At 39.2% G+C, this 26,283-nt stretch carries 24 protein-coding genes, 1 pseudogene and 1 riboswitch; of the genes and pseudogenes, 21 read left to right on the top strand and 4 right to left on the bottom strand.

Annotated elements, in window-relative coordinates; translation table 11 throughout:
* Positions 1–4 precede the first annotated feature (4 nt).
* The 10 genes from cotE to CRI88_RS22400 all read left to right on the top strand — a co-directional run bounded on the left by cotE (position 5) and on the right by CRI88_RS22400 (position 11,133).
* The gene (cotE, locus tag CRI88_RS02445) at positions 5–652 is read left to right on the top strand and encodes an outer spore coat protein CotE (RefSeq protein ID WP_170829783.1); all 648 of its coding nucleotides are present in this window, start codon (positions 5–7) and stop codon (positions 650–652) included.
* A 128-nt stretch (positions 653–780) separates the two neighbouring features.
* Positions 781–3,351, top strand: a complete 2,571-nt coding sequence (gene mutS / locus CRI88_RS02440) for a DNA mismatch repair protein MutS (protein WP_058844649.1) — start codon at positions 781–783, stop codon at positions 3,349–3,351.
* Between the two features lie 19 nt (positions 3,352–3,370).
* Positions 3,371–5,233 (top strand): DNA mismatch repair endonuclease MutL, encoded by a 1,863-nt coding sequence (gene mutL, locus CRI88_RS02435; RefSeq protein WP_101966384.1) that lies wholly within the window; start codon positions 3,371–3,373, stop codon positions 5,231–5,233.
* A gap of 19 nt (positions 5,234–5,252) precedes the next feature.
* Positions 5,253–6,746, top strand: coding sequence for a glycerol kinase GlpK (gene glpK, locus CRI88_RS02430; RefSeq protein ID WP_058844651.1), 1,494 nt, complete (start codon positions 5,253–5,255; stop codon positions 6,744–6,746).
* 18 nt (positions 6,747–6,764) lie between these two features.
* The gene (locus tag CRI88_RS02425) at positions 6,765–8,411 is read left to right on the top strand and encodes a glycerol-3-phosphate dehydrogenase/oxidase (protein WP_036124680.1); all 1,647 of its coding nucleotides are present in this window, start codon (positions 6,765–6,767) and stop codon (positions 8,409–8,411) included.
* A 3-nt stretch (positions 8,412–8,414) separates the two neighbouring features.
* The gene (locus tag CRI88_RS02420; protein WP_101966383.1) at positions 8,415–9,332 is read left to right on the top strand and encodes an alpha/beta fold hydrolase; all 918 of its coding nucleotides are present in this window, start codon (positions 8,415–8,417) and stop codon (positions 9,330–9,332) included.
* Positions 9,319–10,221, top strand: a complete 903-nt coding sequence (gene miaA, locus CRI88_RS02415) for a tRNA (adenosine(37)-N6)-dimethylallyltransferase MiaA (RefSeq protein ID WP_036124676.1) — start codon at positions 9,319–9,321, stop codon at positions 10,219–10,221. The genes CRI88_RS02420 and miaA overlap by 14 nt, the downstream gene beginning before the upstream one ends.
* 97 nt (positions 10,222–10,318) lie before the next feature.
* Positions 10,319–10,549, top strand: coding sequence for an RNA chaperone Hfq (gene hfq / locus CRI88_RS02410; protein WP_036124674.1), 231 nt, complete (start codon positions 10,319–10,321; stop codon positions 10,547–10,549).
* Positions 10,550–10,645: 96 nt separating this feature from the next.
* Positions 10,646–10,948 (top strand): rhodanese-like domain-containing protein, encoded by a 303-nt coding sequence (locus tag CRI88_RS02405; RefSeq protein WP_036124673.1) that lies wholly within the window; start codon positions 10,646–10,648, stop codon positions 10,946–10,948.
* A gap of 8 nt (positions 10,949–10,956) precedes the next feature.
* Positions 10,957–11,133 (top strand): hypothetical protein, encoded by a 177-nt coding sequence (locus CRI88_RS22400; RefSeq protein ID WP_180957780.1) that lies wholly within the window; start codon positions 10,957–10,959, stop codon positions 11,131–11,133.
* Positions 11,134–11,490: 357 nt separating this feature from the next.
* Here CRI88_RS22400 and CRI88_RS02400 read toward each other — a convergent pair whose 3' ends face one another.
* A complete protein-coding gene (locus CRI88_RS02400) occupies positions 11,491–11,886 on the bottom strand; it encodes a hypothetical protein (protein ID WP_036128186.1) in 396 nt (131 codons plus the stop codon).
* 288 nt (positions 11,887–12,174) lie between these two features.
* On the opposite strand from CRI88_RS02400, the gene CRI88_RS02395 reads away from it, so the two are divergent.
* The gene (locus CRI88_RS02395; RefSeq protein ID WP_058843942.1) at positions 12,175–13,029 is read left to right on the top strand and encodes a DMT family transporter; all 855 of its coding nucleotides are present in this window, start codon (positions 12,175–12,177) and stop codon (positions 13,027–13,029) included.
* Positions 13,030–13,101: 72 nt separating this feature from the next.
* Positions 13,102–13,277: riboswitch (cobalamin riboswitch) on the top strand.
* Positions 13,278–13,371: 94 nt separating this feature from the next.
* Positions 13,372–14,427: a nicotinate-nucleotide--dimethylbenzimidazole phosphoribosyltransferase gene (gene cobT / locus CRI88_RS02390; protein ID WP_101966382.1), complete on the top strand. Its 1,056-nt coding sequence runs from the start codon at positions 13,372–13,374 to the stop codon at positions 14,425–14,427.
* Between the two features lie 74 nt (positions 14,428–14,501).
* On the opposite strand, the gene CRI88_RS02385 is transcribed toward cobT, so the two are convergent.
* Complete coding sequence (locus tag CRI88_RS02385) at positions 14,502–15,107, bottom strand: trimeric intracellular cation channel family protein (RefSeq protein ID WP_101966381.1); 606 nt, start codon at positions 15,105–15,107, stop codon at positions 14,502–14,504.
* Between the two features lie 349 nt (positions 15,108–15,456).
* Between CRI88_RS02385 and CRI88_RS02380 the strand changes: the two genes are divergently transcribed.
* The 3 genes from CRI88_RS02380 (at position 15,457) to glnA (ending at position 18,629) form a co-directional block, all read left to right on the top strand.
* Positions 15,457–16,710, top strand: coding sequence for a methionine gamma-lyase family protein (locus tag CRI88_RS02380; protein WP_036128177.1), 1,254 nt, complete (start codon positions 15,457–15,459; stop codon positions 16,708–16,710).
* Between the two features lie 154 nt (positions 16,711–16,864).
* Entirely contained in the window at positions 16,865–17,239 is a 375-nt protein-coding gene (locus tag CRI88_RS02375) for a MerR family transcriptional regulator (RefSeq protein WP_036128174.1), read from the top strand.
* A 55-nt stretch (positions 17,240–17,294) separates the two neighbouring features.
* Positions 17,295–18,629: a type I glutamate--ammonia ligase gene (glnA, locus tag CRI88_RS02370; protein WP_036128172.1), complete on the top strand. Its 1,335-nt coding sequence runs from the start codon at positions 17,295–17,297 to the stop codon at positions 18,627–18,629.
* A gap of 109 nt (positions 18,630–18,738) precedes the next feature.
* Here the strand turns inward: glnA and CRI88_RS02365 are convergent, their stop codons facing one another.
* Positions 18,739–19,047, bottom strand: coding sequence for a CotD family spore coat protein (locus CRI88_RS02365; RefSeq protein ID WP_036128170.1), 309 nt, complete (start codon positions 19,045–19,047; stop codon positions 18,739–18,741).
* A 467-nt stretch (positions 19,048–19,514) separates the two neighbouring features.
* Between CRI88_RS02365 and CRI88_RS02360 the strand changes: the two genes are divergently transcribed.
* The 3 genes from CRI88_RS02360 to CRI88_RS02350 all read left to right on the top strand — a co-directional run bounded on the left by CRI88_RS02360 (position 19,515) and on the right by CRI88_RS02350 (position 22,030).
* Positions 19,515–20,519 carry an ABC transporter substrate-binding protein gene (locus tag CRI88_RS02360; RefSeq protein WP_101966380.1) on the top strand — a complete coding sequence of 335 codons (1,005 nt, stop codon included), beginning with the start codon at positions 19,515–19,517 and terminating at the stop codon, positions 20,517–20,519.
* 133 nt (positions 20,520–20,652) lie between these two features.
* Complete coding sequence (locus tag CRI88_RS02355) at positions 20,653–21,669, top strand: FecCD family ABC transporter permease (protein ID WP_036128167.1); 1,017 nt, start codon at positions 20,653–20,655, stop codon at positions 21,667–21,669.
* Positions 21,662–22,030 carry an iron ABC transporter permease gene (locus CRI88_RS02350; RefSeq protein WP_257982865.1) on the top strand — a complete coding sequence of 123 codons (369 nt, stop codon included), beginning with the start codon at positions 21,662–21,664 and terminating at the stop codon, positions 22,028–22,030. Before CRI88_RS02355 ends, CRI88_RS02350 begins: the two co-directional genes overlap by 8 nt.
* A gap of 17 nt (positions 22,031–22,047) precedes the next feature.
* Here CRI88_RS02350 and CRI88_RS02345 read toward each other — a convergent pair.
* A protein-coding gene (locus CRI88_RS02345) for an IS3 family transposase (protein ID WP_089934003.1) occupies positions 22,048–23,621 on the bottom strand; the annotation gives its coding sequence in 2 pieces (ribosomal slippage) (positions 22,048–22,979 and positions 22,979–23,621; 1,575 coding nt in all).
* A gap of 69 nt (positions 23,622–23,690) precedes the next feature.
* Here CRI88_RS02345 and CRI88_RS02340 point away from each other — a divergent pair.
* The 3 genes and pseudogenes from CRI88_RS02340 to CRI88_RS02330 form a co-directional block, all read left to right on the top strand.
* Positions 23,691–24,392: pseudogene (locus tag CRI88_RS02340) on the top strand (FecCD family ABC transporter permease); the annotation flags it as partial.
* Positions 24,393–24,440: 48 nt separating this feature from the next.
* Entirely contained in the window at positions 24,441–25,286 is an 846-nt protein-coding gene (locus CRI88_RS02335; RefSeq protein WP_058843946.1) for an ABC transporter ATP-binding protein, read from the top strand.
* The gene (locus tag CRI88_RS02330; RefSeq protein ID WP_101966379.1) at positions 25,264–26,034 is read left to right on the top strand and encodes an IucA/IucC family C-terminal-domain containing protein; all 771 of its coding nucleotides are present in this window, start codon (positions 25,264–25,266) and stop codon (positions 26,032–26,034) included. The genes CRI88_RS02335 and CRI88_RS02330 overlap by 23 nt, the downstream gene beginning before the upstream one ends.
* Positions 26,035–26,283: the final 249 nt, after the last annotated feature.

Raw genomic sequence — 26,283 nt, 5'->3', positions numbered from 1 at the left:
ATATATGTTCACCCAATGGGCGCTACCTGCATATGATGGAGTGAAAAGAGTCGAAGGAGGAATTGCGCTGAAACGTTTACGACAAATCGTGACGAAAGCAGTAGTTGCCAAAGGGAAGAAGAGAACGGAAGAACGTGTAACATTATCACCAACAAATAAACCGACAAGTATTTTAGGATGCTGGGTAATCAATCATACTTGCTCTGCGAAAAGAGTCGGGAAATTTGTAGAAGTAACTGGGAAATTTGATGTCAATGTGTGGTATGCCTATAGTAACCATTCGAAAACAGCTGTGTTTTCCGAAACGGTTCACTATAAAGACAAAGTGAAGCTTCATTATCGTGAAGGTGAAATTAGCGTTGGTGATGATGTTCGTGTACGTGTGATACAAGAACCAAATTGTATTGAAGCGATTATCTCTCCATGTGGTACGAAGTTTGAAATTGTTGTAGAACGTGAAGTAGTTGTCGAAGTAATGGGTGAAACAACAATTTGTATTAGTGTCCATCCATTAGACTATGAAGAAGATTGGAGCTTTAATGATGAAAGTTCTTCATCCTCCTCATCAAGCTCCAGCTCATCTTCCAGCTCTGATGGAGAAAGCAGGTATGTGTTAGAGTCCTCATCGTTTCCTGATGAACGACCAAGATAAGTCTAAAAAACATCATTTTTTGATACATGCGAAATGCTAGCATCTTAAAAAAGGTGAAGGAAGCGTTTCGCATGTATCTTTTGTTATAATAAAAATATCTATATGGTAAGAGCGAGGTAAATAATTATATGACAACATATACACCAATGATGCAACAGTATCTACAGGTAAAGGAAGACTACAAAGATGCCTTTTTATTTTTTAGATTAGGTGACTTTTATGAAATGTTTTTTGAGGATGCCATCAATGCCTCACAAATTTTAGAGATTACATTAACGAGCCGAGATGCAGGCGCAAAAGAGCGAATACCAATGTGCGGTGTGCCGCATCATTCGGCTAAAAATTATATTGAAACACTTGTGCAAAAGGGCTATAAAGTGGCGATTTGTGAACAAACAGAAGATCCAAAGCAAGCAAAAGGTGTGGTCAAACGTGAAGTGGTTCAGCTTATCACACCCGGAACCATTATGGAAGGTAAGGCGCTTGACGGTAAAACCAACCACTTTATTGGGGCAGCAGAGCAATTAGATGACACGACATTTGGCTATGCCTATTTAGATTTATCGACAGGTGAAGCAGTGGCTTCTTCTATTGAAGGCGATGGAAAAGCCCTCTTAATGCAAATGCAGGCTTATGGTATTCGAGAGCTTATTGTAACGGATAGTTTACAGCTACTATTAGCAGAGCACGCCGTTCATGCTGGGATTGTGCTATCAGTTGAAGTGGATGAAATGCCTATGGACAAAGCAGCAAGCTATTTAGAAGCCGTACCTCAGCCATTACAAGTTGCCTGTCTTCGTTTGTTAGCGTATATCGATCAAACACAAATGCGCTCTTTATCGCATATTCAAGCTTTCACGTTTAATGAAATTAAAAATTATTTACGCATTGATTCTAGCTCCAAACGAAATTTAGAGTTGATTCAATCGATTCGTGGTGGAGACCAAAAAGGAACACTTTTATGGCTATTAGATGATACCGTGACAGCAATGGGTGGGCGAAAATTAAAACAATGGCTACATCAGCCGCTGGCTACTCGTACAGCGATTGAGGACAGGCTGGCGATTGTCACGGATTTATTGGAAGAATATTTTGTGCGCACTGAGCTACAAGCTTCCTTAAAACAAGTATATGATTTAGAGCGTTTGGCTGGTCGTGTTGCGTTTGGCAATGTAGGCGGACGTGATTTAGCCCAATTACGTGATTCATTGCGCCAAGTGCCAGCTATTCAGCAGCAGCTGATGGGGGCAAATAAAGAGACGTTACAGCAACTAGGTGCAGCACTTGATACATGCACAGATGTCGAGGCTTTATTAGCAATGGCGATCACTGATAATCCACCTATTACCATTAAAGAAGGGGATGTCATCCGTGATGGCTACAATGAGCGCTTAGACGAACTACGCTATGCTGCTCGCAACGGTAAAGATTGGATTGCCCAACTTGAACAAGAAGAGCGAATGAAAACAGGCATTAAAAATTTAAAAATAGGCTATAATCGAATTTTTGGTTACTATATTGAAATTACAAAATCGAATATTCATTTAGCGGACTTAACACGCTATGAGCGCAAACAAACGTTGGCGAATGCAGAGCGCTATATTACACACGAACTAAAAGAAAAAGAAGCATTAATTTTAAATGCAGAGGAAGAAAGCTTAACATTAGAGTACAATCTGTTTGTGGAAATTCGGGAGGCATTAAAGGCATATATCCCACGTGTACAAGCACTTGCAGCAAGTATTAGTGAGCTAGATGTTTTACTAAGCTTTGCAAGTGTTTCAGAAAAATATCGTTTTACAAAACCAGAATTTCATGGTGGACGTGCGCTCGAAATTATAGAGGGACGACATCCAGTTGTTGAAAAAATGTTAAATAAGCAAATGTATGTACCAAATGATTGTGTGCTAGAAGAGCAGCATAATATGATGCTTATTACAGGGCCGAATATGTCTGGTAAAAGTACTTATATGCGCCAAGTAGCCTTAATTGTTGTTATGGCGCAAATGGGCTGTTATGTACCTGCTGAAAAGGCGAGACTGCCTATTACCGATCAAATTTTTACGCGCATTGGAGCGGCTGATGATTTAGCAGCAGGACAATCCACATTTATGGTAGAAATGCTTGAATCACAACATGCTATTATGCATGCAACAAAAAATAGCTTGATGCTATTTGATGAAATCGGACGTGGCACATCGACTTATGACGGCATGAGTTTGGCACAATCGATGATGGAATATATTCATGATAAAATCGGTGCAAATACGTTGTTTTCTACGCATTATCATGAATTAACGGCACTGGAAAAGGATTTACCTCGCTTACAAAATGTCCATGTATCGGCTACGGAAAAAAATGGAACGGTTGTGTTCTTGCATAAGGTGAAAAAAGGAGCCGCTGATAAATCCTATGGTATTCATGTAGCACAGCTCGCACAATTGCCAGAAGAAATTTTAGCGAGAGCGCGTGTTTTACTGGAGAATTTTGAGGCTGGGAAAGAAGTAGTTGCTGAAACACAAGTAATGGCTGAACAACCCGTGCAAATGTCTTTGTTTGCAGAGGAAGAGCCGATTTCACCAGCCGAGGCAGAGGTGCTAAAAAAATTAGAAAAAGTCAATATTTTAGGCACTTCACCTATGCAGGCAATGAATATTTTATATGAGCTACAGCAAGAGCTAATCAACGTAAAAAAATAGATAAAGGAGTGATACGTTAGTGGGAAACATACAAATTATGGACGAGTGGCTATCCAATAAAATCGCAGCAGGAGAGGTAGTAGAAAGACCAGCTTCTGTTGTCAAAGAGCTAGTGGAAAATGCCATTGATGCGGGGAGTACGTCCATTGATGTTTTTTTACTAGAAGCGGGTCTCACTTCCATTCAAGTAATAGATAATGGTAATGGTATGGATGAAGAGGATGCATTGATGTCATTCTCTCGCCATGCTACTAGTAAAATTCATCAGGAACATGATTTATTCCGCATTCGTACACTTGGTTTCCGTGGGGAAGCATTGGCATCCATTGCTTCTGTTTCTAAAATGACGCTGATAACATCAAATGGTGAATCTGGAACGCATTTAGAGCTTGAAGGTGGACATATCCTAACACATAAGCCTGGCCCTTTGCGTAAAGGTACGGATTTAACGGTATCTCAGCTATTTTTTAACACGCCCGCACGCTTAAAATATATGAAAACTATTCAAACTGAACTTGGGCATACGATAGACCTAATGAATCGCCTAGCACTTAGCAATCCACAAATTGCATTCAGATTACTGCATAATGGTCAACAATTATTGCAAACCAATGGGCGAGGAGATGTGCAACAAGTACTGGCCGCTATTTACGGTGTACATAATGCCAAGAAGATGGTGCCGTTCCAAGGCGAATCATATGATTATCGAATTTCTGGCTTTGTGTCCTTGCCTGAGGTGACACGTGCTTCCAAAAATTATATGTCTCTGTTTGTTAATGGTCGCTGGGTCAAGCATTATTTAGTGCAAAAAGTGGTTGTGGATGCCTACCATACGTATTTACCCATCGAACGCTATCCGATAGTTGTCCTTTATATAGAGGGAGATCCTTATTTAACAGATGTCAATGTGCATCCTGCGAAACATCAAATTCGTTTAAGTAAAGAGCCAGAGCTTTTGAAATTAATCGAGGAAACCATCCGTGAAAAAATACGCAGCGTTATTCGCGTACCTCAGATGGAGAAGAAAGAAAAAAGTGTCAAACCTACTAATGAGCAACTTAATATTTGGAAGCCTGCTCCCAAAATAGATGTAGAGAAGATGCATGCAATTGTTGAGAAACTATATGATGTCCAAACCATTCAAGAGAGCAATCGTGAACAGTTGGTCGTGCCAGAGCCTGTACCTACTATGATAGAGGATAGCTGGCAGCCCGATCTGCGATTGGAGACTGAGACAGTTGAACAAGTAAGCAGTGTAGAACAACAAGAAGTAATTGAGAATGAGTCTACGAAAGAGCCATTTCCTGAACTAGAAGTAGTTGGGCAAATCCATGGCACATACATTGTTGCACAAATGGAAGATGGTTTTTATTTAATTGATCAACATGCTGCACAAGAACGCATTAAATATGAATTTTTCCGTGAAAAGGTCGGTCAAGTCAATCCGCATGAACGTCAAGCATTATTGCTTCCACTAACTTTCCACTATGCGGCCGATGAAGCACTTATTTTACGAGAATACAAGCATGAGCTAGAAGCTGTAGGTGTATTTTTAGAGGAATTTGGTCAGTCATCTTTTGTTGTACGTGAGCACCCAAGTTGGTTCCCACAAGGGGAAGAGCAGGAAATCATTGAGGATTTAATTGAACAGGTGCTAACAACGAAAAAGGCCGATGTCAAAAAATTACGTGAAGCAGCGGCGATTATGATGAGCTGTAAAAAATCGATCAAAGCCAATCATTATTTAACAAAAGAACAAATGGAAACATTACTACGAGATTTACGTAATGCAGATAATCCATTTACATGCCCTCATGGACGTCCAGTGCTTATTCATTTTACATCGTATGAAGTGGAAAAAATGTTCAAACGGGTTATGTAGAGACAAGGGGGAAGTTGGGATGGGCGAATTTATTTTAGCGATTGATCAAGGAACGACAAGTTCAAGGGCTATTTTATTTAATAAAAAAGGTGAAATTGTTCATGTCGCACAAAAAGAATTTCAGCAAATTTTTCCGAAGGCTGGCTGGGTAGAGCATAATGCAAATGAAATTTGGGGTTCTATTCTAGCCGTTATTGCGGCGGTCTTAACCGAAAGTGGGCACGAAGCAAGTGAGGTACATGCCATTGGCATTACCAATCAACGCGAAACGACAGTTGTATGGGATAAAAAGACAGGTCAGCCCATTTACAATGCGATTGTCTGGCAATCGCGCCAAACACAGGACATTGTGAATACCTTAAAAGATCAAGGCCATGAAGAGCTTTTTCAGCAAAAAACAGGGCTACGCCTAGATGCTTATTTTTCTGCAACAAAAATTAAATGGATTTTAGACAATGTGGATGGCGCACGCGCAATGGCAAACAATGGAGATTTGCTATTTGGGACGATTGATTCTTGGATTGTTTGGCGATTATCAAAAGGAAAGGCTCATGTAACCGACTATTCAAATGCAGCTCGAACATTGCTTTACAATATTCATGAATTGCAATGGGATGATGAGCTTTGTCAGCTTTTAGCTATTCCAATGTCAATGTTACCTGAAGTGAAAAATTCATCTGAAATATACACGGAAACAGCACCAAGTATTTTCTTTGGTGAAAAAATTCCGATTGCAGGGATTGCAGGTGATCAACAAGCCGCTCTTTTTGGTCAAACTTGCTTTACAAAAGGAATGGCTAAAAACACTTACGGTACTGGCTGTTTTATGCTATTAAATACAGGCCAGCAAGCAGTGACCTCTGAAAATGGTTTACTGACGACTATTGCTTGGGGGATAGATGGAAAAGTGACCTATGCATTAGAAGGTAGTGTTTTTGTAGCAGGGTCAGCAATCCAATGGCTACGAGATGGGCTACGTATGATTCGTACTGCTGAGGATTCCGAAACCTATGCTAAAAAGGTGAAGAACACGGATGGTGTCTACATTGTCCCTGCCTTTGTTGGTCTAGGAACTCCTTATTGGGATACAGATGCTCGTGGTGCCATTTTTGGCTTAACACGAGGAACATCAAAAGAGCATTTCATCCGGGCAACACTTGAATCATTAGCCTATCAAACAAAGGATGTACTGGATGCAATGGAAGAAGCAGCGGGTACCCCGATTGAAGTACTCCGTGTCGATGGTGGGGCTGTTAAAAATCATTTTTTAATGCAGTTCCAAAGTGATGTTTTACAGCTACAAGTTGAGCTAGCACAGCTTAATGAATCAACAGCACTAGGTGCAGCCTATTTAGCAGGTCTTGCCACAAACTTTTGGCCAAACCAAGAGACCTTATCTGCATTATGGATGAGTGGCCAAACCTACCAACCACAAATGGAGGACGAGCAAGCCACAGCTCTTTATACTGGCTGGCAAAAGGCTGTAGAGGCCACACGAATTTTTAAATCATAGCTATTGGGGGAGAAAGGTATGTTTTCATTTGAGCATCGTCCAAAAATTTTATATTATCTAGAGCACTATAGCTTTGACGTATTAGTCATTGGTGGTGGTATTACAGGTGCAGGAATTGCATTAGATGCCGCATCAAGAGGCCTTTCTGTCGCATTAATTGACATGCAGGATTTTTCAGCTGGTACGTCGAGCCGTTCAACCAAGCTGATTCACGGTGGCCTACGTTATTTAAAGCAATTTGATGTGGGTGTCGTAGCGGAAGTGGGGCGTGAACGTGAAATCGTTTATGATAATGCGGTTCATGTCACAACGCCTGAAAAAATGCTATTACCTTTATATAAGAAGGGCTCACTTAGTCCGTTTACAACATCTATAGCATTAAAGGTTTATGACCGCTTGGCGGGTGTCAAAAAACATGAACGTAGAACAATGTTAAACGTCCAAGAAACCCTAGCATTAGAACCTTTACTTAATGAAGATGGACTTGTGGGTGGAGGGTATTATGTTGAATATCGTACGGATGATGCACGTCTGACGATTGAAGTATTGAAAAAGGCTGCAGAATATGGAGCATTGTGTCTCAATTATGCAGAGATGACGGAATTTATCTACAAAAAGAAAAAGCTTGTTGGCATTAAAGTGAAGGATCATGTTACGGGAACAATACTCGATGTACATGCAGCACAAATTGTCAATGCTACAGGCCCTTGGGTAGATGACGTACGACACAAGGATAAAGTAACAGATAACAAGCAATTACGTCTGACAAAAGGCGTTCATATTGTCCTCAACCAAAAGGATTTTCCACTGAAGCAAGCTGTTTATTTTGATATTCCTGATGGACGTATGGCTTTTGCAATTCCGCGAGATGACAAAACCTATATAGGGACAACGGATACAGTCTTTGAGGGAAATCTTGTACACCCTGTTGCTACACAGCAAGATGTAGATTATTTAATTGAGGCTGCTAAAAAAGTCTTTCCAACTGCTACTATTACAAGAGAAACGATTGAATCATCCTGGGCAGGAGTACGCCCGCTCATTTATGAAAAAGGAAAGGACCCTTCTGAAATTTCAAGGAAAGATGAAATATGGACAGCGCCAAGTGGTTTAATGACAATCGCTGGCGGTAAGCTCACAGGCTATCGTCAAATGGCTGAAACAATTGTCGATAAAATTGTAAAAGCTCGTCGCTATAAGCATGCAAGTGCTTGTTTAACACGTGAGCTCTCACTGTCTGGTGCAAAAGGAATCAACGCGATTAATTTCCCTGACTATATGGCTTATAAAGCACGAGAAGGTGTACAATACGGCTTAAATTATGATGAAGCCAAACAGCTTGTACAAAAGTATGGCACAAATGTAGATGGATTATTTAATCGTGTTAAATTTTTACATGAACATGGCAGTACAATGCCTCTAGCTTTACACGCTATGCTACTGTATGGCATGGAAGAGGAAATGGTCTATACACCGAGCGACTTCTTTATTCGTCGTACAGGCTTGCTTTACTTCGATATTGAGGCTGTCAAGCTTTATAAGCAGCAAGTAATTCAAGTGATGCAACAACACTTGAATTATACGGAGGAACAAAAACACAAGTATATGGCTGAATTAGAGCAAGCCATTAAGGATGCAACAAATTTTGTGAAAAAAGGGGAGTAAGGGATGGAGCGTTATATTCAAATGTTGGATGGACATTTTGTCTTTACTCGAACATTGGAGCCCACAACGCCATGTATTGGTCATATTCACATTTTGCATGGTATGGCAGAGCACAGTGGTCGCTATTTAACATTTGCTAAAACACTCAATGCGGCAGGCTATGCTGTGACGATGCACGATCATCGTGGTCATGGTGAAACGGCGGCCTATAATGGCACGTTAGGTTTTTTTGCTGAAAAGAACGGTTTTGAGCGTGTGGTAGAAGATGCCCATGAAGTGGTCACGCAATTACATGCACCTTATGCAAATGTACCATTCATTATTTTTGGTCATAGTATGGGGTCATTCATTACTAGACGATATATTCAACTGTATGGTGAACAAGTAGACAATGTTATTCTCTGTGGTACGGGAAATGTGACAGCTCTGCATGCTGTTGGAAATATCGTAGCCAAGGTATTAGCTAAGGGGCTAGGGAAAGAAACTGAAAGTAAGCTGCTAAATCAATTGAGTTTTGGTAGCTTTAATAAACAGTTTCCAAATCCAAAGACGGCCTATGACTGGCTATGTTCTGTCCAACAAGAGGTGCAGAAGTATATAGATGACCCATATTGTGGCTTTATTCCAACCAATCAATTTTTTGTCGATTTAACAACGGGCTTTGCAACACTTAATCGTAAAAAAGAATTAGCAAAAATGAGAAAAAATCTTCCCATTCTCTTGATAAGCGGAAGTAAAGACCCGGTTGGCGAACAGGGGCTGGGCGTTTACACAGTTGCTGAACAATTGGCAACAGTAGGAGTAAAAGATGTAACGGTTTATTTATTTGAGGACAAACGGCATGAAATTTTAAATGAAGACAATCAAGAAGCGGTCTTTCAAGTATTATTACGGTGGTTAGAAAAATATGATAGAAACTAAATTACAGCAGGCAGAGGTCGTAGCGATTGTAGGACCAACTGCCTCTGGTAAAACAGCTTTAAGCATTGAACTGGCGAAAAAATATAACGGTGAAGTCATTAATGGCGACTCCATGCAAATTTATAAAGGACTCGATATTGGGACTGCTAAAATTAAGGAAGAAGAGATGGAGGGCGTACCACACCATCTACTCAGTTTTTTAGAGCCGACAGAATCTTTTTCAGTAGCGGATTATCAAAAATTAGTCCGAGCAAAAATTGCAGAAATCCAATCTCGACAAAAATTACCCATTATAGTAGGTGGCTCAGGCTTATATGTACAAGCGGTCCTCTATGATTTCCAATTTACTGATGAGAAAGTTGATGAGGAAGCACGAAAAGCCTACTATGATGAATTAGCAAAGCTTGGCCCTGAGGCAATGCATGATAAATTAAAACAACTAGACCCTCAAACAGCGGAGACGATTCATCCAAACAATACGCGTCGTGTCATTCGTGCATTAGAAATGCTGGAATTAAGCGGTGTATCCAAAGCAGCTGAAGCACAAAACCGAGGGGAAGTACCTCTCTATAAGCATGTCATTTTGGGGTTAGGTCAAAATATGACCCGTGAAGTGCTTTATGACCGCATTAACCGTCGTGTTGATTTAATGATGGACAATGGCCTTTTAGAAGAAGTCAAAGGTTTATGGCAGCAAAATATTCGAAATGTGCAGTCCATACAAGCAATTGGCTATAAGGAATTGTATGATTATTTGGATGACAAATGTACCCTCGAAGAAGCTATTGATAGCTTAAAACAAAATTCACGCCGCTATGCAAAAAGACAACTTACCTATTTTCGCAATAAAATGGATGTCCATTTTATTACGACGGATGAACAATTATAATAATTAAGAAAAATTTCTAAAAATTACTAATTGATAAATTGGTAGAACATGCTACTATAGGAGTGAAGAGGTAGAAAGTTAGTGGGGAGGCTATTTGATGAAATCAATCAACTTGCAAGATACGTTCTTGAACCAACTACGTAAAAACAGTGTTTTTGTAACTGTATTTCTGTTAAATGGATTTCAGTTAAAAGGGACTGTGAAATCATATGACAATTTTACAGTTTTATTAATGGATGCTGAAAATAAGCAGCACCTAATCTACAAGCACGCCATTTCTACATTCGTTCCAGCAAAACAAATAGAGTTTTTAGAGACAGAAGGATAAAAAATTGTTAAACAGCTTGTGTTCACCACACTGGCTGTTTTTTTTGTTACAAGCTATAATGTAAGTGGAATTTGAAATTTTGGAGGAAAAAAGTTCATGAAATCAATGGAAACAACACAATTACTAGAACGATTAGATGCAAATGAGGACCTATATATTATTGATGTACGTGAAGAGGATGAAGTAGCACACGGCATGATTCCTGGTGCCAAGCACATTGCCCTTGGGACAATCCCGGAACGTTTAGAGGAATTAGACGTAGAAAAGCCATATATTGTTGTTTGTAAGGCTGGTGCTCGTTCTGCTAATGCATGTGCTTATTTAGAAGCGCAAGGATTTGATGTAACAAATCTTGAAGGCGGCATGCTAGCTTACGATGGAGAATTAGAATTTAAATAAATGACATAATGAAAAATAAAACCATCCATAGCATTTTTGTGACAGGTGAAAATGGATTTCCGTTGCAGGCTACTTGCTTTCCTGGTAGCGAGCGCCGAGCCGCTTCCTCTGCTACCGCTCCGTTTAGAGGCTCGCCTGTCTCACTATCCCACGGGAGTCAAGTAGCCTTCCATTCCAATGCATAAAAATGGTACCTTTTTAGCAAAGGTGTTCACTACTCTTTATGGAGGGGTGTTGTTACTTACCACTTCTTCACATTGAAAATAAAGGGCTATCCTTTCTCTCATCAGACAAATAATGGGCTATTTTGTTCACTACGGTTCGTATGAAAGAGAAGGAAAAGCCACTTTTACATATGGTTGATTGGAGTGGAGCCTGTGTCACTCCTAGGGGATTTAGCGTCACAGAGGGGACCTTGGAGCGAACGCAGTGAGTGAAGCGGCTCATCATCGGACGCCCCCTGAAAGGACGCTGGAACGGAAATCAACCTCTCGCTTTTCAAAGTGGCTGTTTCTATCATTGACATCACCTTTTTTATATACTTATTTTCGGAGTGTGTTCATGATGAGGCTGAAATTTTTTTCAAAGTTAATATACGGATTCACATTTTTTTGCCCACGAACCTTTAAAGCATAACTGGAAAAATTTAAACCAGCACCATATATTTGTAAAGCACCATTCGCAAGATCCCCCTTTTGAAGAAGTTCAAGACCATCTTTTAAGAAATTTTCACTCTCATCGAAGTGACATTCCGTCATGTATTTATCCCCGCTATAATATAACTTCAAATTTTCGATGATTATATTCGCTGTTTCGTTACTTATACTAGCATCGACATTCATTAATAACTGATTGATTGGTTTCACTAACTGAGCGTAGTGACTATCATAATTTTCACAAGTCTCCGCAATGGCATTTCTCAATTCTCTTGCATTCATCCTAACTCCTCCTCAAAGAAAATTTATGACTTACCTTATATTGTACATACTCATAATAGTATGAAGGGATTAGTGACCCCTTTCTTTATAAAACTTACTCTTTAATTTTCAGAAATATGTTACAATTATGTAGGTGAAGGAGGGATTTTGTATGTTTTGTTCAATAGCACCCCCAACAATGTCTTTACAGTAGAATCTACTGTTTAGGCATACAATAACAGTTTGCTCATTTTCAATAGATTCTACTGTATAGGTTAATACTTTATACGTAGAAAGTAGGTATTTGTAATGAGCGGAAAATTAGCATTTGTATTATCCATGATTATTTTTGGAGCAGTTGGTGTTTTTGCCAAGTATATTCCGTTATCTTCAAGTGAAATCGCTTTTTGGATGAGTTTAATAGGTGCTTGTTTTTTAGTAGTGATTTTTATTTATAAAAAGAAAAGTTTTTCGAAATTAGAGATTATAAAAAATAAGTGGAAATTAATACTTTCTAGTATCGCCTTGTGTGGGAACTGGATTTTTTTATTTCAGGCTTATAAAGCAACAACGATTGCCAATGCTGCATTGAGTTATTATTTTGCACCAGTACTCGTTATCTGTTTATCTCCAATTATTTTAAAAGAGAAGCTAGTTGGCAGAAAAATAATGTATGTCTGTGTGGCCCTTATCGGACTATATTTGATTGTCCAAAGTCAAGGCACTGGGGACAGTGAGCATTTTATAGGCATTGTCTACGGTCTTATCGCGGCATGCTTTTACACAGCGCTAACATTGACAAATAAATTTATATGTGGCTTAAAGGAACCAGAAAATACAATGATTCAACTTTCTTTAGCAGCATTTTTCCTTAGCTTCTATCTACTTGGAACTACAGGATTTCAGGTCATGAAAATCAGTTTTGAATCAGTCCTATTCTTAATTACATTAGGCATTGTCCATGCAGGGGTTGGATTTTTATTGTTCTTTTTAGGCATGTCACAGTTAAAAGGACAAAGTATAGCCATTCTTAGCTATATTGATCCACTGACATCATTAGTAATTTCCACGATGATTATAGGAGAAAAAATGGCGCTTCTACAAATAATAGGAGCGGTCCTATTATTAGGCTCAACATTGCTAAGCGAAATAGAAAAAGAATAGGTAACCGAAGAAATGGTACAAGGCGAGTATTCTAATATTGACAGAAAAAATACGCTGTCGTAGATTATAAATAGTTTAATAAAAGCATTAGGTGCCCAATAGGGAGAATAGGGAATAAAGTGAAAAACTTTAGCGGACCCGCCACTGTATAAGGGAGTGTCATCGTAAATGCCACTAGCGAATCGCTGGGAAGGCACGATGATATGTTGAGCTTGAGCCAGGAGACCTGCCTACTTGCTTCGGAAGTATATAGATGATGGAAAAGTCTGTAGTTTATTTGTCATGACAATAAACTACAGACTTTTTATTTTGTCTTCATGTAGAACGAGAGGAGAAACAATAATGCAATTATTACAAGACACGATTCAAAATATCCAAGAGGCTGATATGAATAGTATGGACCAAGCTAGAAAGCGAATTGATGCGCTTTGTAAGCCCCCAGGTAGCTTGGGGAAACTAGAATCACTTGCCGTACAGCTTTCAGGCATAACAGGACAATTATATCCAATGGTCGATAAAAAAGTGATGATTGTCTGTGCAGCAGATCATGGCGTTTGTGAGGAAGGCATAACAACGAATCCACAAGATGTTACGGTCTTTCAAACATTAAATTTTCCTAAGGGAGGTACAGGCGTTTGTGCGATTGCGGGCATTACCAATGCAAAGGTAGTAACAGTAGATGTTGGGGTAAAAGAAGATATTCCGCTTGATGCAGGTGTTATCATTCATAAAATTAAACATGGCACAGATAACATGGCACAGGGCCCTGCTATGTCAAGAGAAGAGGCTATTCAATCCATTGAAGTGGGGATTCATGTGGCAACAGATGAAATCACAAAAGGAGCCAACCTACTTGGAACAGGTGAAATGGGCATTGGTAATACAACGCCGAGCACTGCCATATTAGCTGCTTTGACTGGCTATGACCCTATTGAAATAACAGGGTTTGGCGCAGGAGTTGGTCAAGGAGGGATTGCTCATAAAGCAGCAGTAATTGAAAAAGCAATTACTCTCAACAACCCCAATCCTAACGATATCATTGATGTTCTAGCTAAAGTTGGAGGGCTAGAGATAGGGGCTATGGCTGGTATCATGCTGGCTGCCGCAAGTCACCGAAAACCTGTTATTATTGATGGTTTTATTTCGACTATTGCTGCGCTTATTGCTTATCAAATTGAACCGAAAGTAAAAGACTTTATCATACCTTCCCATGCTTCAGAGGAACCAGGGGCTAAAATTGCCGCATCATTACTTGGTGTAGAGCCAATGCTGCATATGAACATGCGATTAGGCGAAGGCTCTGGTGCTGCTCTAGCCTTTCCTCTTTTAGATGCCGCTTGTTCTATGATGAAAAATATGGTGACATTAGAAGAAGCCATGAATCTTTTGGCTAAATAGTTACTGAATAACAAATAAGCGCAAATAGTTAATGAACTCTTTGCGCTTATTCATTTTTTTATCAATTACAGTATCTATGCCCGATTCAACTTACGCAAAGGCAAACGCCACTTCATCATATAGGAAAGAATGCGTAATGCTGTAATCACTGCAAATAATACATAAAGGAAAATGTCTCCAGTCAAAACTTCAAATCCGATAACAAGCCCTGCGAGAGCAGCCCAAACACCATAGACTTCATCACGGAGAACTAGCGGCTTCCGTCTAGCTAATAAATCTCGCACAATACCACCACCTGAACCTGTTAAAACAGCAGCTACAACGACTGCGCTAATTGGCATATCTAGCTTCACTGCATAGAGTGCACCTTGAATAGCGAATGCGGATAAGCCAATGGCATCTGTGAAGTTGCCCCAACGATGCCAATGCTGAATCAGATGATGCGGGAAGATAAAAAATATCGTAATCGCAGCTAGTGCAATTTGAAACATCATATCCTGTCCCCATAAGGTTGTGACAGGCAGTCCGATGAGTAAATTTCGAATAGCTCCTCCACCAAAAGCAGTGACAATACCGAGTATATATACACCGAATAAATCGTATTCTTCTTCCATGGCAATGATTGCCCCAGAAATAGCAAAGGCAATTGTTCCAATAATACTAAAAACCTCCCAAGCCATCCCTTTCACCCCTTCTATCAATAAATGAACTTCTTTTTTAAAAGTTAAAAGACTTTTTTTGACGTAACAGAATCTATGAATTTAATAGCCAAAATCAGTCATTACATACGCTTCTTGAAGTAAGTCCGCACATTAGCTTAGCGTAAAATTCGCTTAGAAACAATAGGCAAGTTTTGCAGGGGTTCATACAAATTGATAAGATGTTATTGAAATAAAGAAAAACATTCGTCAAAAGCGTTGATATACCAGTAGTTATTTAGGGAATTCTAGAATGAGTGAAGTCAATTTAGAGAGTCGATAGATCTTACTGATTGAAATGCGGGACAATTGTGAAATGGAGAAGAAAAGAATGACGTTTACATCTAATTTATCAGCACAAACGCTATCCTTAGCGTCAAAAATAGAGGAGCAAGTTCGACCCTATCATGCAAAGGTAGAAGAAATGGCGTTTTATAATCAACAGAAGGTGCTAGCAGCATTTCGCAAGCATCAAGTAAGTGACTATCATTTACATCCATCCAATGGCTATGGCTATGACGATGAGGGACGCGATAATTTAGAGCGTGTTTATGCGGAAGTTTTTGGGGCGGAGGCTGCCATTGTACGACCACAAATTATTTCAGGAACACATGCAATCACGCTTAGTCTATTCGGTGTCCTTCGTCCTGGTGATGAGCTGCTTTATATTTCTGGTCAGCCATATGACACATTGCAATCCATTGTCGATGGTGGTAACAAAGATACCGGTTCACTGAAAGATTATAAAATAGGCTATCGACATGTGGATTTAGTGGAAAATAAAGCAATTGATTGGGTAGGTGTAGAAGCAGCCATTACTACGCAAACAAAAATGATTGCCATTCAACGTTCGAAAGGCTATGCGACACGTCCATCCTTTACGATTGCAGAAATTGCTGATATGTGCGCAAAGGTGCGCAAATTAGCCCCACATGCCGTTATTTTTGTAGATAACTGCTATGGTGAGTTCGTAGAGGCGAAGGAACCAACAGAGGTTGGTGCTGATTTAATGGCAGGCTCACTCATTAAAAACCCTGGTGGAGGATTGGCGAAAATTGGTGGCTATATTGCTGGCCGTGCAGATTTAGTAGAGAAATGTGCGTATCGTATGACATCTCCAGGTATTGGGGCAGAGGCAGGGGCAACATTAAATACATTAGGAGATTTTTATCAAGGATTTTTCCTAGCCCCACATGTCGTATCACAAGCCTTAAAAGGTGCGATCTTTACAGCAGCTATGCTGGAGGAAATCGGAATGAGCACTTCTCCAAGCTATGATGCAAATCGTACGGATTTAATCCAATCCGTTTCCTTCCAAACTGCACAGCAGATGATTGCCTTCTGTCGTGAAATACAAGCCAATTCTCCAATAAATGCCCATTATGCTCCAGAACCAGCTTATATGCCTGGTTATGAAGATGATGTCATTATGGCTGCGGGAACATTTATTCAAGGCTCCAGCATTGAGCTGACAGCAGATGGTCCAATCCGTCCACCATATACAGCCTTTATCCAGGGTGGACTAACATATGAACATGTTAAATTTGCTATTTGTAGTGCTGTTCAAGCCATTCAAAAAAAGTAATATGAAAATAAATAAACCTTAAATTTGAATAGTTTTTTACAATTTTCTATCGGATTGAAAAAAATAACGCCTTACATGTTAGGAAACCTCACATGGTTGGTTGACAGTGAAAAAATTTCGTTATATGATAAGCGGGTATTGGAGGAGGACTTAAATGAGTCGTGAAATTAGACGAACTATGCCGTTATTATCAATGAGTATTGTGATGCAATTAACTGAACTCTCGGCACGACAAATTCGTTATTATGAAGAACACCATTTAATTGAGCCGCACCGAACAGAAGGCAATCGTCGCATGTTTTCATTAAATGACGTCGACACATTGCTTGAAATTAAAGACTACTTAGAGCAGGGTATGAATATGGCGAAGATTAAAAAATTATTTGCTAAAAAGAAAGATCCTGTTGCTACAGATGAACAAGATTTAAGTGATTCAGAATTACGCCAAATCATGCGCGAAGAAATGCGTCAAGCTCAGCGCATGCAAAAATCATCCATCCGACGAGGGGATTTATCTCGATTCTATTAATAAATAGGGTAGGGTAAACATAAAAGCTAGACAAATTATAGGAGTGTGGAAAACTGTGGGTAAATACACAAAAGAGGACATTAAACGTCTCATCGAAGAAAAAAACGTAAGCTTTATTCGTTTACAATTTACAGATATTCTTGGCACAATCAAAAATGTTGAGATTCCTGTAAGTCAATTAGACAAAGCATTAGAAAACAAAATGATGTTTGATGGCTCATCTATTGAAGGTTTCGTTCGAATCGAAGAATCTGATATGTATTTATATCCTGATCTTGATACTTTCGTAGTATTCCCTTGGACTTCTGAAAAAGGGAAAGTGGCACGTCTCATTTGTGACGTATACACTGCGAAAGGCGAACCATTTGCTGGTGACCCACGTAACAACCTAAAACGTATTCTTAAAAAAATGGAAGATATGGGCTTCTCAAGCTTCAATTTAGGGCCTGAGCCAGAATTCTTCTTATTCAAATTAGATGCAAAAGGCGAACCAACGTTAGAAGTAAATGACCATGGTGGTTACTTCGACTTAGCTCCAACAGATCTTGGTGAAAACTGCCGCCGTGATATCGTATTAGAGCTAGAAGAAATGGGCTTTGAAATTGAAGCATCTCACCATGAAGTAGCTCCAGGACAACACGAAATTGACTTTAAATATGCCGATGCTGTTACAGCTTGTGATAACATTCAAACTTTCAAATTAGTTGTTAAAACAATTGCACGTAAACATGGCTTGCACGCTACATTTATGCCAAAACCATTATTTGGTGAAGCAGGCTCTGGTATGCACTTTAACGTGTCACTATTTAAAGGTAAAGAAAATGCATTCTATGATGAAGCTACAGAATTAGGTCTTTCTGAAACAGCTATGCAATTCATGGCGGGTGTTCTTGCACATGTACAAGGTTTCACAGCTGTAACAAATCCAACAGTAAACTCTTATAAACGTCTAGTACCTGGTTATGAAGCACCATGTTATGTAGCATGGTCTGCGCAAAACCGTTCACCACTAATTCGTATCCCATCAGCACGTGGACTTTCAACTCGTGTAGAAGTACGTTCTGTGGACCCTTCAGCAAACCCATATTTAGCAATGGCTGTTATTTTAGAGGCAGGTCTTGAAGGTATTCGTCAAAACTTAACGCCACCAGCAGCTATTAATCGCAATATCTATGTGATGTCGGAAGAAGAGCGTCAAGCTAATGGTATTGAAAACTTACCAGCAGCACTTGATGATGCTTTAACATTACTTGCTAAAGATAAAGTAGCGCAAGCAGCTTTAGGTGAGCATATTTACGCAAACTTTAAAGAAGCAAAAGAAATCGAGTTCGATATGTACCGTACAACCGTTCATCAATGGGAACGCGATCAATATTTAAAAATGTACTAAGAATTAATAAAAATATAAAAAAACGAGTGCCTCTTCACTTGGAAGGTACTCGTTTTTTTGTCTATAGTTCCAGAGCATGATAGGGCAGCATGGCACCCCATCGTTATTGTTAACGGCCCATATGTTTACGATGGTGTGGCATATGACAAGGGTTAGGTGGCATACCGCACATTGTATGTGTTTCACAGCATTCATTAACAACAGACTCTGTGCATGGGAAATAGTATTGATGATCAATCATATGTTTATTTACTGTTGTGACATGTGCTGGTTGTACATGTGGAACAACCGTATGGATATAATTTGTGCGAACATATTGCTCTGGTGGTAAAAATTGTGGTGGATCAAATTGCGTTGGCATTGTTTGTGGCGGACAGCAGTGTGGACCTTTTGCCGGATGGCGTCTTCGTTGAAACATGTTATTACCTCCTGTTTTGATAAGTTGTAGTTCATTATTAAGATATGAGATATACGTCGATAGGGTCTATTTATTTGCCTATTATTGAATAGGTAAATCTAACAAGTCGCTGAAATGGTAGAAAATCTATAGCTGGTTAGATACATATTGGGTGAAAGAAGCAGCTACTGAAAGCCTCTCCCAACATCAAAATGACATTGCTTAGAGCTATTGTTTTAAATAAATGCCATGAATTTTAGTCAATTATCTATTACACCTCAGCATCATTGCGACGAAATTTTCATAATAAATACAAAAATCCTACACCTTCTAAACTATATGGGAGGGAGTTGTAGGCTAATCAAGATAAAAAATTATTAAAAAAGTATGTTTTTTGAAAAAAAAGATATTGTCAATAAAACGGTCGTACAGTATACTCTTTAATTGATAATGAATATCATTATTGATTATATTTTAGGAGGAAATGTATGTCGAAATTATCACTACGCAATAAAAATGTTTCTATTCTTTTTGCGCTATTCTTAACATTCTCGCTTTTATTGGTGGGATGTGGAGATAAAGCATCGAACGGTAGTTCGCAAGAAAATGACAAAGCAGAAGAAAGTAACACAGAAGAATCTTCTAGCCGTGAGATTACACATGCTATGGGCACTACCACAATTGAAGGAACACCTACAAAAATCGTTACGCTATACCAAGGGGCTACAGATGTAGCAGTAGCGATGGGCATTAAGCCAGTGGGGGCAGTAGAATCTTGGGCTGAAGCACCTTTTTATAATTATTTGAAAAAAGATTTAGATGGCGTTGCGATTGTTGGACAAGAAACGCAACCTAATCTTGAAGAAATTGCAAAACTTAAACCAGATTTAATCATTGCATCGAAAGTGCGTCATGAGGAAATTTATGATCAGTTATCACAAATTGCACCGACTGTTGCTCATGAAACGGTTTTTGATTTCAAGGGAACAGCTGAAATGATGGGTCAAGCAATGGATCAGGAAGAAAAGGTGAAAGAGTTACTAGGAGATTGGGATACGCGAGTTGCTGATTTCCAAACAAAAATTCAAGAGAAGCTTGGCGATAAATGGCCATTCCATGTTTCAGTTGTTAACTTCAGAGCAGACCATGCACGTATTTATGTAACAGGATATGCAGGTTCTATATTGTCAGAGCTTGGCTTCCAAGGTCCTAAAAATTTAACAGATGACTCATTGGAAATCGTGAAGCTAACGGATAAAGAAAGTATTACACAAATGAATGCCGATGTTATTTATATGTTTATGGAAAATGATGACGCAGTCAAGAAAAATTATGAAGAGTGGACAAAACATCCGCTATGGAAAGAGCTTGATGCTGTGAAGGCAAATCAAGTTTATCAAGTAGATGAAATTAATTGGAATCTAGCTGGTGGACTTATTAGTGCTAATTTAATGCTAGACGATATTTATGACAAGTTTGAATTAGAAAAATAGTAAAAGAGACTAGGGCTGTTGAAAGTGTTATAGAATACTTGAATGACAGCCCTCTCATTATAGGGATTGGACATATTAGAAACCTACAATCCCTTTCATAAGATAAATTGTGGATCAAGAAAGTTGGCGTAAAATGAGAATTATTCTTTCCAGTACCTCGATGAAACAAGTAGGCTTATTCATCAGTTGTTTGATCCTTTTGCTGGCATTTTTAATCAGCATAGCTATTGGTCAAACGTCCATACCCTTCTCGTCAATCTATGATGCCATTTTTCATTTTGATGCTGCTAATAAGGAGCATGTTATTATTCGGACATCGAGATTTACAAGAGCTGTGATCGCTACAGTAGTTGGCGCAAGTCTTGCCATCGCGGGAGCATTAATGCGGGCATTAACAAGAAATCCTTTAGCAGCTCCTGATATTTTAGGGATTAATGCAGGGGCGATATTTTTTATTGTTAGTGCCATTACTCTTTTTTCCATCAATTCTTTAATGAGCTATATGTGGATTGCCTTTTTAGGTGCAGGTGCTGCGGGAGCTATGGTATTTTTCCTAGGGTCATTAGGAAGAGATGGTTTAACACCGATTAAAATAGTATTAGCTGGTGCAGCGATTACAGCTCTATTTGTCTCGTTTACGCAAGGGCTTTTAGTGATTGATGAACAAGGCTTACAAAGTGTTCTTTTTTGGTTAGCGGGATCTGTATCAGGTCGTAGCATTGACATGCTTATACCAGTTTTACCGTTTATTTTAGTGGTCACAGTTGTGGCAATAGGTATGGGTCGTTCTATAAATATTTTACAATCAGGTGATGATATTGCAAAAGGCTTAGGACAACGAACAATGATTACGAAAATCACACTCGGTCTCATTATTATCATTCTTGCAGGTAGTTCAGTTGCTGTAGCAGGTTCAATTGGCTTTATTGGTTTGATTGTCCCTCATATTGCGATTCAGCTTGTTGGTACGGATTATCGTTGGATTATTCCGTACAGTGCAGTATTAGGAGCAATATTGCTGCTGTTAGCTGATATGGCTGCGAGATATGTGATCATGCCATTAGAAATGCCAATTGGTGTAATGACTGCCTTTATCGGAGCTCCTTTCTTTATTTATATTGCACGAAAGGGGTTAGCGAAAAATGTCTAATTATAGGACAGTTCGAACGAAATCTGAACGTATATCTTTTCAAATAGCCAAAAGAACTAGTGGGATTTTACTATTATTAAGCTTATTATTAGTCATCATAACAGTCCTTGGTTTATCTGCAGGTAGTGAATTTATCCATCCTATCACAGTGGTGAGGGAATTATTGGGCTATGGTAATGGAGAGTACGATTTTGTCTTACATACATTAAGGCTCCCACGTGTATTGATGGCATTATTAGTTGGTGCAGCGCTAGGAGTTGCTGGTTTAATTTTACAAGGGATTATCCGTAATCCACTTGCTGCTCCAGATATTATCGGTGTAACGAGTGGTGTGAACAGCTCCCCGTCAAGTAGACAGTAGAAATAATAAAAAATGTATTAAGCGGCTTGAGTCCTGAATTCTAACGGACTCAAGCCGTTTAATCGTTTCTGATAACGATAGTAATTATAAAAATGAATATAATCATCAATCGCTAGTTTTAACTCTTCATATGAATCGTACTTATGTAAATAATACTTCTCACACTTCAATGTGCCCCAAAATGATTCAATTGGTCCGTTATCAATACATCGACCAACACGGGACATACTTCGCGTCATATTAGCTTTTTCTACAATCCGCTTATATTCCTTCGATGTATATTGAAAACCCCGATCGCTATGTATCAATGGTTGCTCGTCTGGTTGTAATGATTCAACTGCTGATTTTATAGTTTTGAAAACGAGGGAATTATTATTCGAATGACCCAATACATAACTCACAATCGAACCATCATATAAATCGATAATTGCACTTAAATAAGCTTTTTTTCCATTTCCACACTTAAACTCTGTGACATCTGTACACCATTTTTCATTTGGCTTTTCCGATGTAAATGCTCGGTTTAATACGTTCTCCGCCACATGATGTGCTGGGGATTTACGATAGGGCTTGCGCTTTCTACGAATAACAGACTTCAATCCACTAATCTGCATTAAACGATAAATACGCTTTTCGTTAACCATCGCCTGATTATTTTCTTTTCGCTGACGATTGATTGCCAACGTTGTACGACGATAGCCGTAAATGCCATTAACTTGTTGGTAAAGGAGATGAATGTCCTTTAAAATTGCTTCATTTTCAACTTCTCTGTTAGAAGGCTTGCGACTTAGCCACTTATAGTAAGCTGCACGCGAAACATCAGCTATTTCACATAGTAAAAGAATCGAAAGTTCTTCCTCTTGATGTAATTCTTGAATCGCTAAATAGCGTTGCTGTAGACGTATTTGGCTTAACGACGCCTCCTTTCGATTTCCTCTAACTTTTTTAAAAATAAATTTTCTGCACGTAAACGTTCATTTTCACGTTCAATACGTTGAATCTCTAATTTCAATTTCTCCTCAACGGTTAATTCGACTTCATCTTTTGTGCGACCGCGACGATCACGTAATCCCTCTTCACCGTTCGTTTCAAATTTCTTCGTCCATTGATATACCTGTTGATACGAAACACCATAGGTATGCGCTGCCAACTGATAATTTTTCTGGTGTTTCAAACAGTACTCGACAATCTCAATACGTTCTTCAAAAGTTGTCTTTCTTCCTTCTGTCATAGCTTGACTCATTCCTTTACCTGAATCTTTTATTTCACTATGGCTAGTATACTTTTTTACCCAGCTTTTTAAAACGGAGGTACTGCTAATCTCGTATTTCGCCAACACCTCCATCTGTGAATAATTTCGTTGAATGTAGTCCTCCACAGCCGCTAATTTTAACTCTTTTGAATAAAATTTCCATGAAGTAGCTTCGTGTAATCCATCACGTCCACTTGTCTCATATTTCATTTTCCAGCTATATAAAGTTTGATGATTTAATGAATACCTTTCACACAATTCATTGATAGAATAGTTACCTTCTTCAAACAATTGAAGGATATGTAGTTTTAACTCGAGTGGATGTTTGCTTCGCCCCATAAAAAATACTCCCCTTAGATAAACAAATTTTATTTTTTAATCTGTCTACCTAATAGGGAGCATATCAGTGCATCCATGGGGGCGATTATTTTTATCGTGTACTTTATGGGGTCAGTCAGCATTCAATTTTTACCGTTAGCTGCTATTTTAGGTGCTGGCATTGTTTCCTTTATCATTTACCTATTGTCATGGAGAAAAGGCGTCACACCTATTCGTATGGTGCTTATTGGTATTGGGATTTCAGCCTTAGCAAAGGCCGTTGTGACGATGCTGCTTGTGATCAGTAATGTAGCTGCAACAACGAAGGCCTATTTATGGCTGACAGGTAGTTTGTATGGGGCTAATATGCAGGATGTCTATTTGCTTTTACCATGGGTTGCTCTGTTATTGCCACTAACGTTTATTTTGGCAAGAACAGTAAATGTGAAGGAATTAGGAGATGAAATTGCGATAGGGCTAGGGGTAAAGGTTCAAGTGTACCGTTTACTTTTTTTACTCATTAGTGTGATGCTAGCTGGCTCTGCGGTTGCATTTGCTGGTGGAATTGCCTTTGTTGGATTAGTAGCCCCTCATATGAGTAGAATGCTTGTAGGGCGTTCCTTTGCTGGATTGATACCTGTGACTGCTATAATCGGTGGGATGATTGTTATCGTAGCCGACATCGTAGCACGCACTGCTTTTTTACCAAAGGATTTACCAACAGGTGTCTTTACGGCTGCAATTGGGGCACCATTCTTTATTTATTTACTATTTAGAACGCGCAATCAATAAAGCTACAGGAAATAACAGTTAAAAGCGTGAGAAGAAGGTGACGGGATTTTGAAAAATGTTTTAGAAGCACAAGATTTACATGTAAGTTATGGTGAAAATCTTATTTTGGAGGATTTGAATCTTCAAATACCAAAAGGGAAAATAACAGTACTAGTAGGTGCTAATGGTTGTGGAAAATCAACGCTACTACGAACGTTTGCACGATTACAAAAACCAAAGTCGGGTGAAATTTTCTTAGAAGATGATTCACTAGATACGATTTCAACGAAAGAGGTGGCTAAACGGTTAGCCATTCTCCCACAGGGACCTGTTGCGCCAGAAGGACTAACCGTTCAACAATTGGTAAAACAAGGTCGTTATCCACATCAGAGCTGGTTAAAGCAATGGTCTACTGAAGATGAAAAAATTGTGAACAATGCGCTTGAGGTAACACAGATGACAGAATTTGCAGATCGACCAGTAGATGCATTATCAGGTGGTCAGCGTCAACGTGTATGGATAGCCATGACATTGGCTCAAAAAACAGATCTTATCTTACTAGATGAACCTACGACTTATTTAGATATGGCCCATCAAGTAGAAATTTTAGATTTACTATTTGATTTAAATGAAAATGAAGGGCGTACAGTCGTGATGGTCTTACACGATTTAAACTTAGCCTGCCGCTATGCCCATCACATTGTAGCTGTGCGAAATAAACAGGTGTATGCGCAAGGTAAGCCAGAGGAAGTGGTAACACCTGAGCTTGTACAAGCTGTCTTTCGTATGGACTGTACGATTATGAGAGACCCTCTATTTGGTACGCCTTTATGTGTTCCACATGGCAAGGGACGAACAGTTCAGGTGGAGAAATTAGAGGAGGTAGGGTCAGTTGAGCTTACAACTGTCAGCTGAAGAAAAAGCAGTACTATTACGTGATTATCGATTGACAATTGAGCCAGCGGTAGATGCTGCTTACTCTCTACTAGCCCAAAATTTATTAGACACTGAACAAGCCTTAGCCTATTTACAAAAAATCGCACCTTTCTTTCATTCCACATCTACATTAGTTACAGCATCGTTATTTGCAAAGCGCTATAGCGTCTTAACGATGGCTTCAGCATTCTATGCTATGTCAAGATATGATAAGGGGCTATATGTTGGTATTGAGAATATTTGGGTGGAAGCAGAAGATCATGCGAAACCATGGCTTCCAAACATTCGCTTAATCGATGACTCTGTGTCAGTGCCAACACAAGATCGTGAAGCATGGCGTGATGAGGTTCTCCAAGGAATTTTTGTAGGTAATCTAGCGAAAGTGTGGCAGTCATTAACAAAAATAAGTAAAATCCCAAAAGCAATCTTATGGGAAAATACAGCTATTTATGTCAATTGGCTATATGAAACAAAAATAAGCGAAGGGGGCAGTGAGCAAGAAAAAGCTCGTATACAAGAAGACTATCACTATATTGTCAATCAAGCGCCAGGTTCTCTTTTTGGCGAAAGGAAAAATCCTTTGACAAATTATTGTGGTCCCAAAGTGACAATCAAGGAATCAGAGCAACCAATACGCTTGAGAAAAACATGTTGTTTCTATTATCACACCTCTGATGAAGCAAATGACTTTTGTATCTCTTGTCCCAAAATCAAAAGACTTGGCTAACCTCATGAAGCATTGACAATTCCACAAAGTGAATAAACAGTCGTGGGGTTTATTCACTTTCATGTTGGTGAAAAAAGATGATGTCAATAGCAGAAAAAGAACCTTTAGCAAGGCGAGGGGTTGATTTCCGTTCTGCCAGCGTCCCTTCTCCAGGGGGCGGTCCGATGAGCCACTTCCAGGGTCTCAGCTGTGATGCTAAATCCCCTCCAATCAACCATATGCAAAAGTGTCTTTTCCTCTATCTTTCAT

This window comes from Lysinibacillus fusiformis (genome assembly GCF_002845985.1).
Lineage (GTDB): Bacteria > Bacillota > Bacilli > Bacillales_A > Planococcaceae > Lysinibacillus > Lysinibacillus fusiformis_D.
This window is presented reverse-complemented; position numbering and strand designations above follow the sequence as displayed.

Excerpts from the sequence above, each read along its gene's own strand:
- cotE (WP_170829783.1), top strand. The coding sequence starts at position 5 with ATGTTCACCCAATGGGCGCTACCTGCATATGATGGAGTGAAAAGAGTC.
- mutS (WP_058844649.1), top strand. The coding sequence starts at position 781 with ATGACAACATATACACCAATGATGCAACAGTATCTACAGGTAAAGGAA.
- glpK (WP_058844651.1), top strand. The coding sequence starts at position 5,253 with ATGGGCGAATTTATTTTAGCGATTGATCAAGGAACGACAAGTTCAAGG.
- CRI88_RS02425 (WP_036124680.1), top strand. The coding sequence starts at position 6,765 with ATGTTTTCATTTGAGCATCGTCCAAAAATTTTATATTATCTAGAGCAC.
- CRI88_RS02420 (WP_101966383.1), top strand. The coding sequence starts at position 8,415 with ATGGAGCGTTATATTCAAATGTTGGATGGACATTTTGTCTTTACTCGA.
- miaA (WP_036124676.1), top strand. The coding sequence starts at position 9,319 with ATGATAGAAACTAAATTACAGCAGGCAGAGGTCGTAGCGATTGTAGGA.
- hfq (WP_036124674.1), top strand. The coding sequence starts at position 10,319 with ATGAAATCAATCAACTTGCAAGATACGTTCTTGAACCAACTACGTAAA.
- CRI88_RS02405 (WP_036124673.1), top strand. The coding sequence starts at position 10,646 with ATGAAATCAATGGAAACAACACAATTACTAGAACGATTAGATGCAAAT.
- CRI88_RS22400 (WP_180957780.1), top strand. The coding sequence starts at position 10,957 with ATGAAAAATAAAACCATCCATAGCATTTTTGTGACAGGTGAAAATGGA.
- CRI88_RS02400 (WP_036128186.1), bottom strand. The coding sequence starts at position 11,886 with ATGAATGCAAGAGAATTGAGAAATGCCATTGCGGAGACTTGTGAAAAT.
- CRI88_RS02395 (WP_058843942.1), top strand. The coding sequence starts at position 12,175 with ATGAGCGGAAAATTAGCATTTGTATTATCCATGATTATTTTTGGAGCA.
- cobT (WP_101966382.1), top strand. The coding sequence starts at position 13,372 with ATGCAATTATTACAAGACACGATTCAAAATATCCAAGAGGCTGATATG.
- CRI88_RS02385 (WP_101966381.1), bottom strand. The coding sequence starts at position 15,107 with ATGGCTTGGGAGGTTTTTAGTATTATTGGAACAATTGCCTTTGCTATT.
- CRI88_RS02380 (WP_036128177.1), top strand. The coding sequence starts at position 15,457 with ATGACGTTTACATCTAATTTATCAGCACAAACGCTATCCTTAGCGTCA.
- CRI88_RS02375 (WP_036128174.1), top strand. The coding sequence starts at position 16,865 with ATGAGTCGTGAAATTAGACGAACTATGCCGTTATTATCAATGAGTATT.
- CRI88_RS02365 (WP_036128170.1), bottom strand. The coding sequence starts at position 19,047 with ATGTTTCAACGAAGACGCCATCCGGCAAAAGGTCCACACTGCTGTCCG.
- CRI88_RS02360 (WP_101966380.1), top strand. The coding sequence starts at position 19,515 with ATGTCGAAATTATCACTACGCAATAAAAATGTTTCTATTCTTTTTGCG.
- CRI88_RS02355 (WP_036128167.1), top strand. The coding sequence starts at position 20,653 with ATGAGAATTATTCTTTCCAGTACCTCGATGAAACAAGTAGGCTTATTC.
- CRI88_RS02350 (WP_257982865.1), top strand. The coding sequence starts at position 21,662 with ATGTCTAATTATAGGACAGTTCGAACGAAATCTGAACGTATATCTTTT.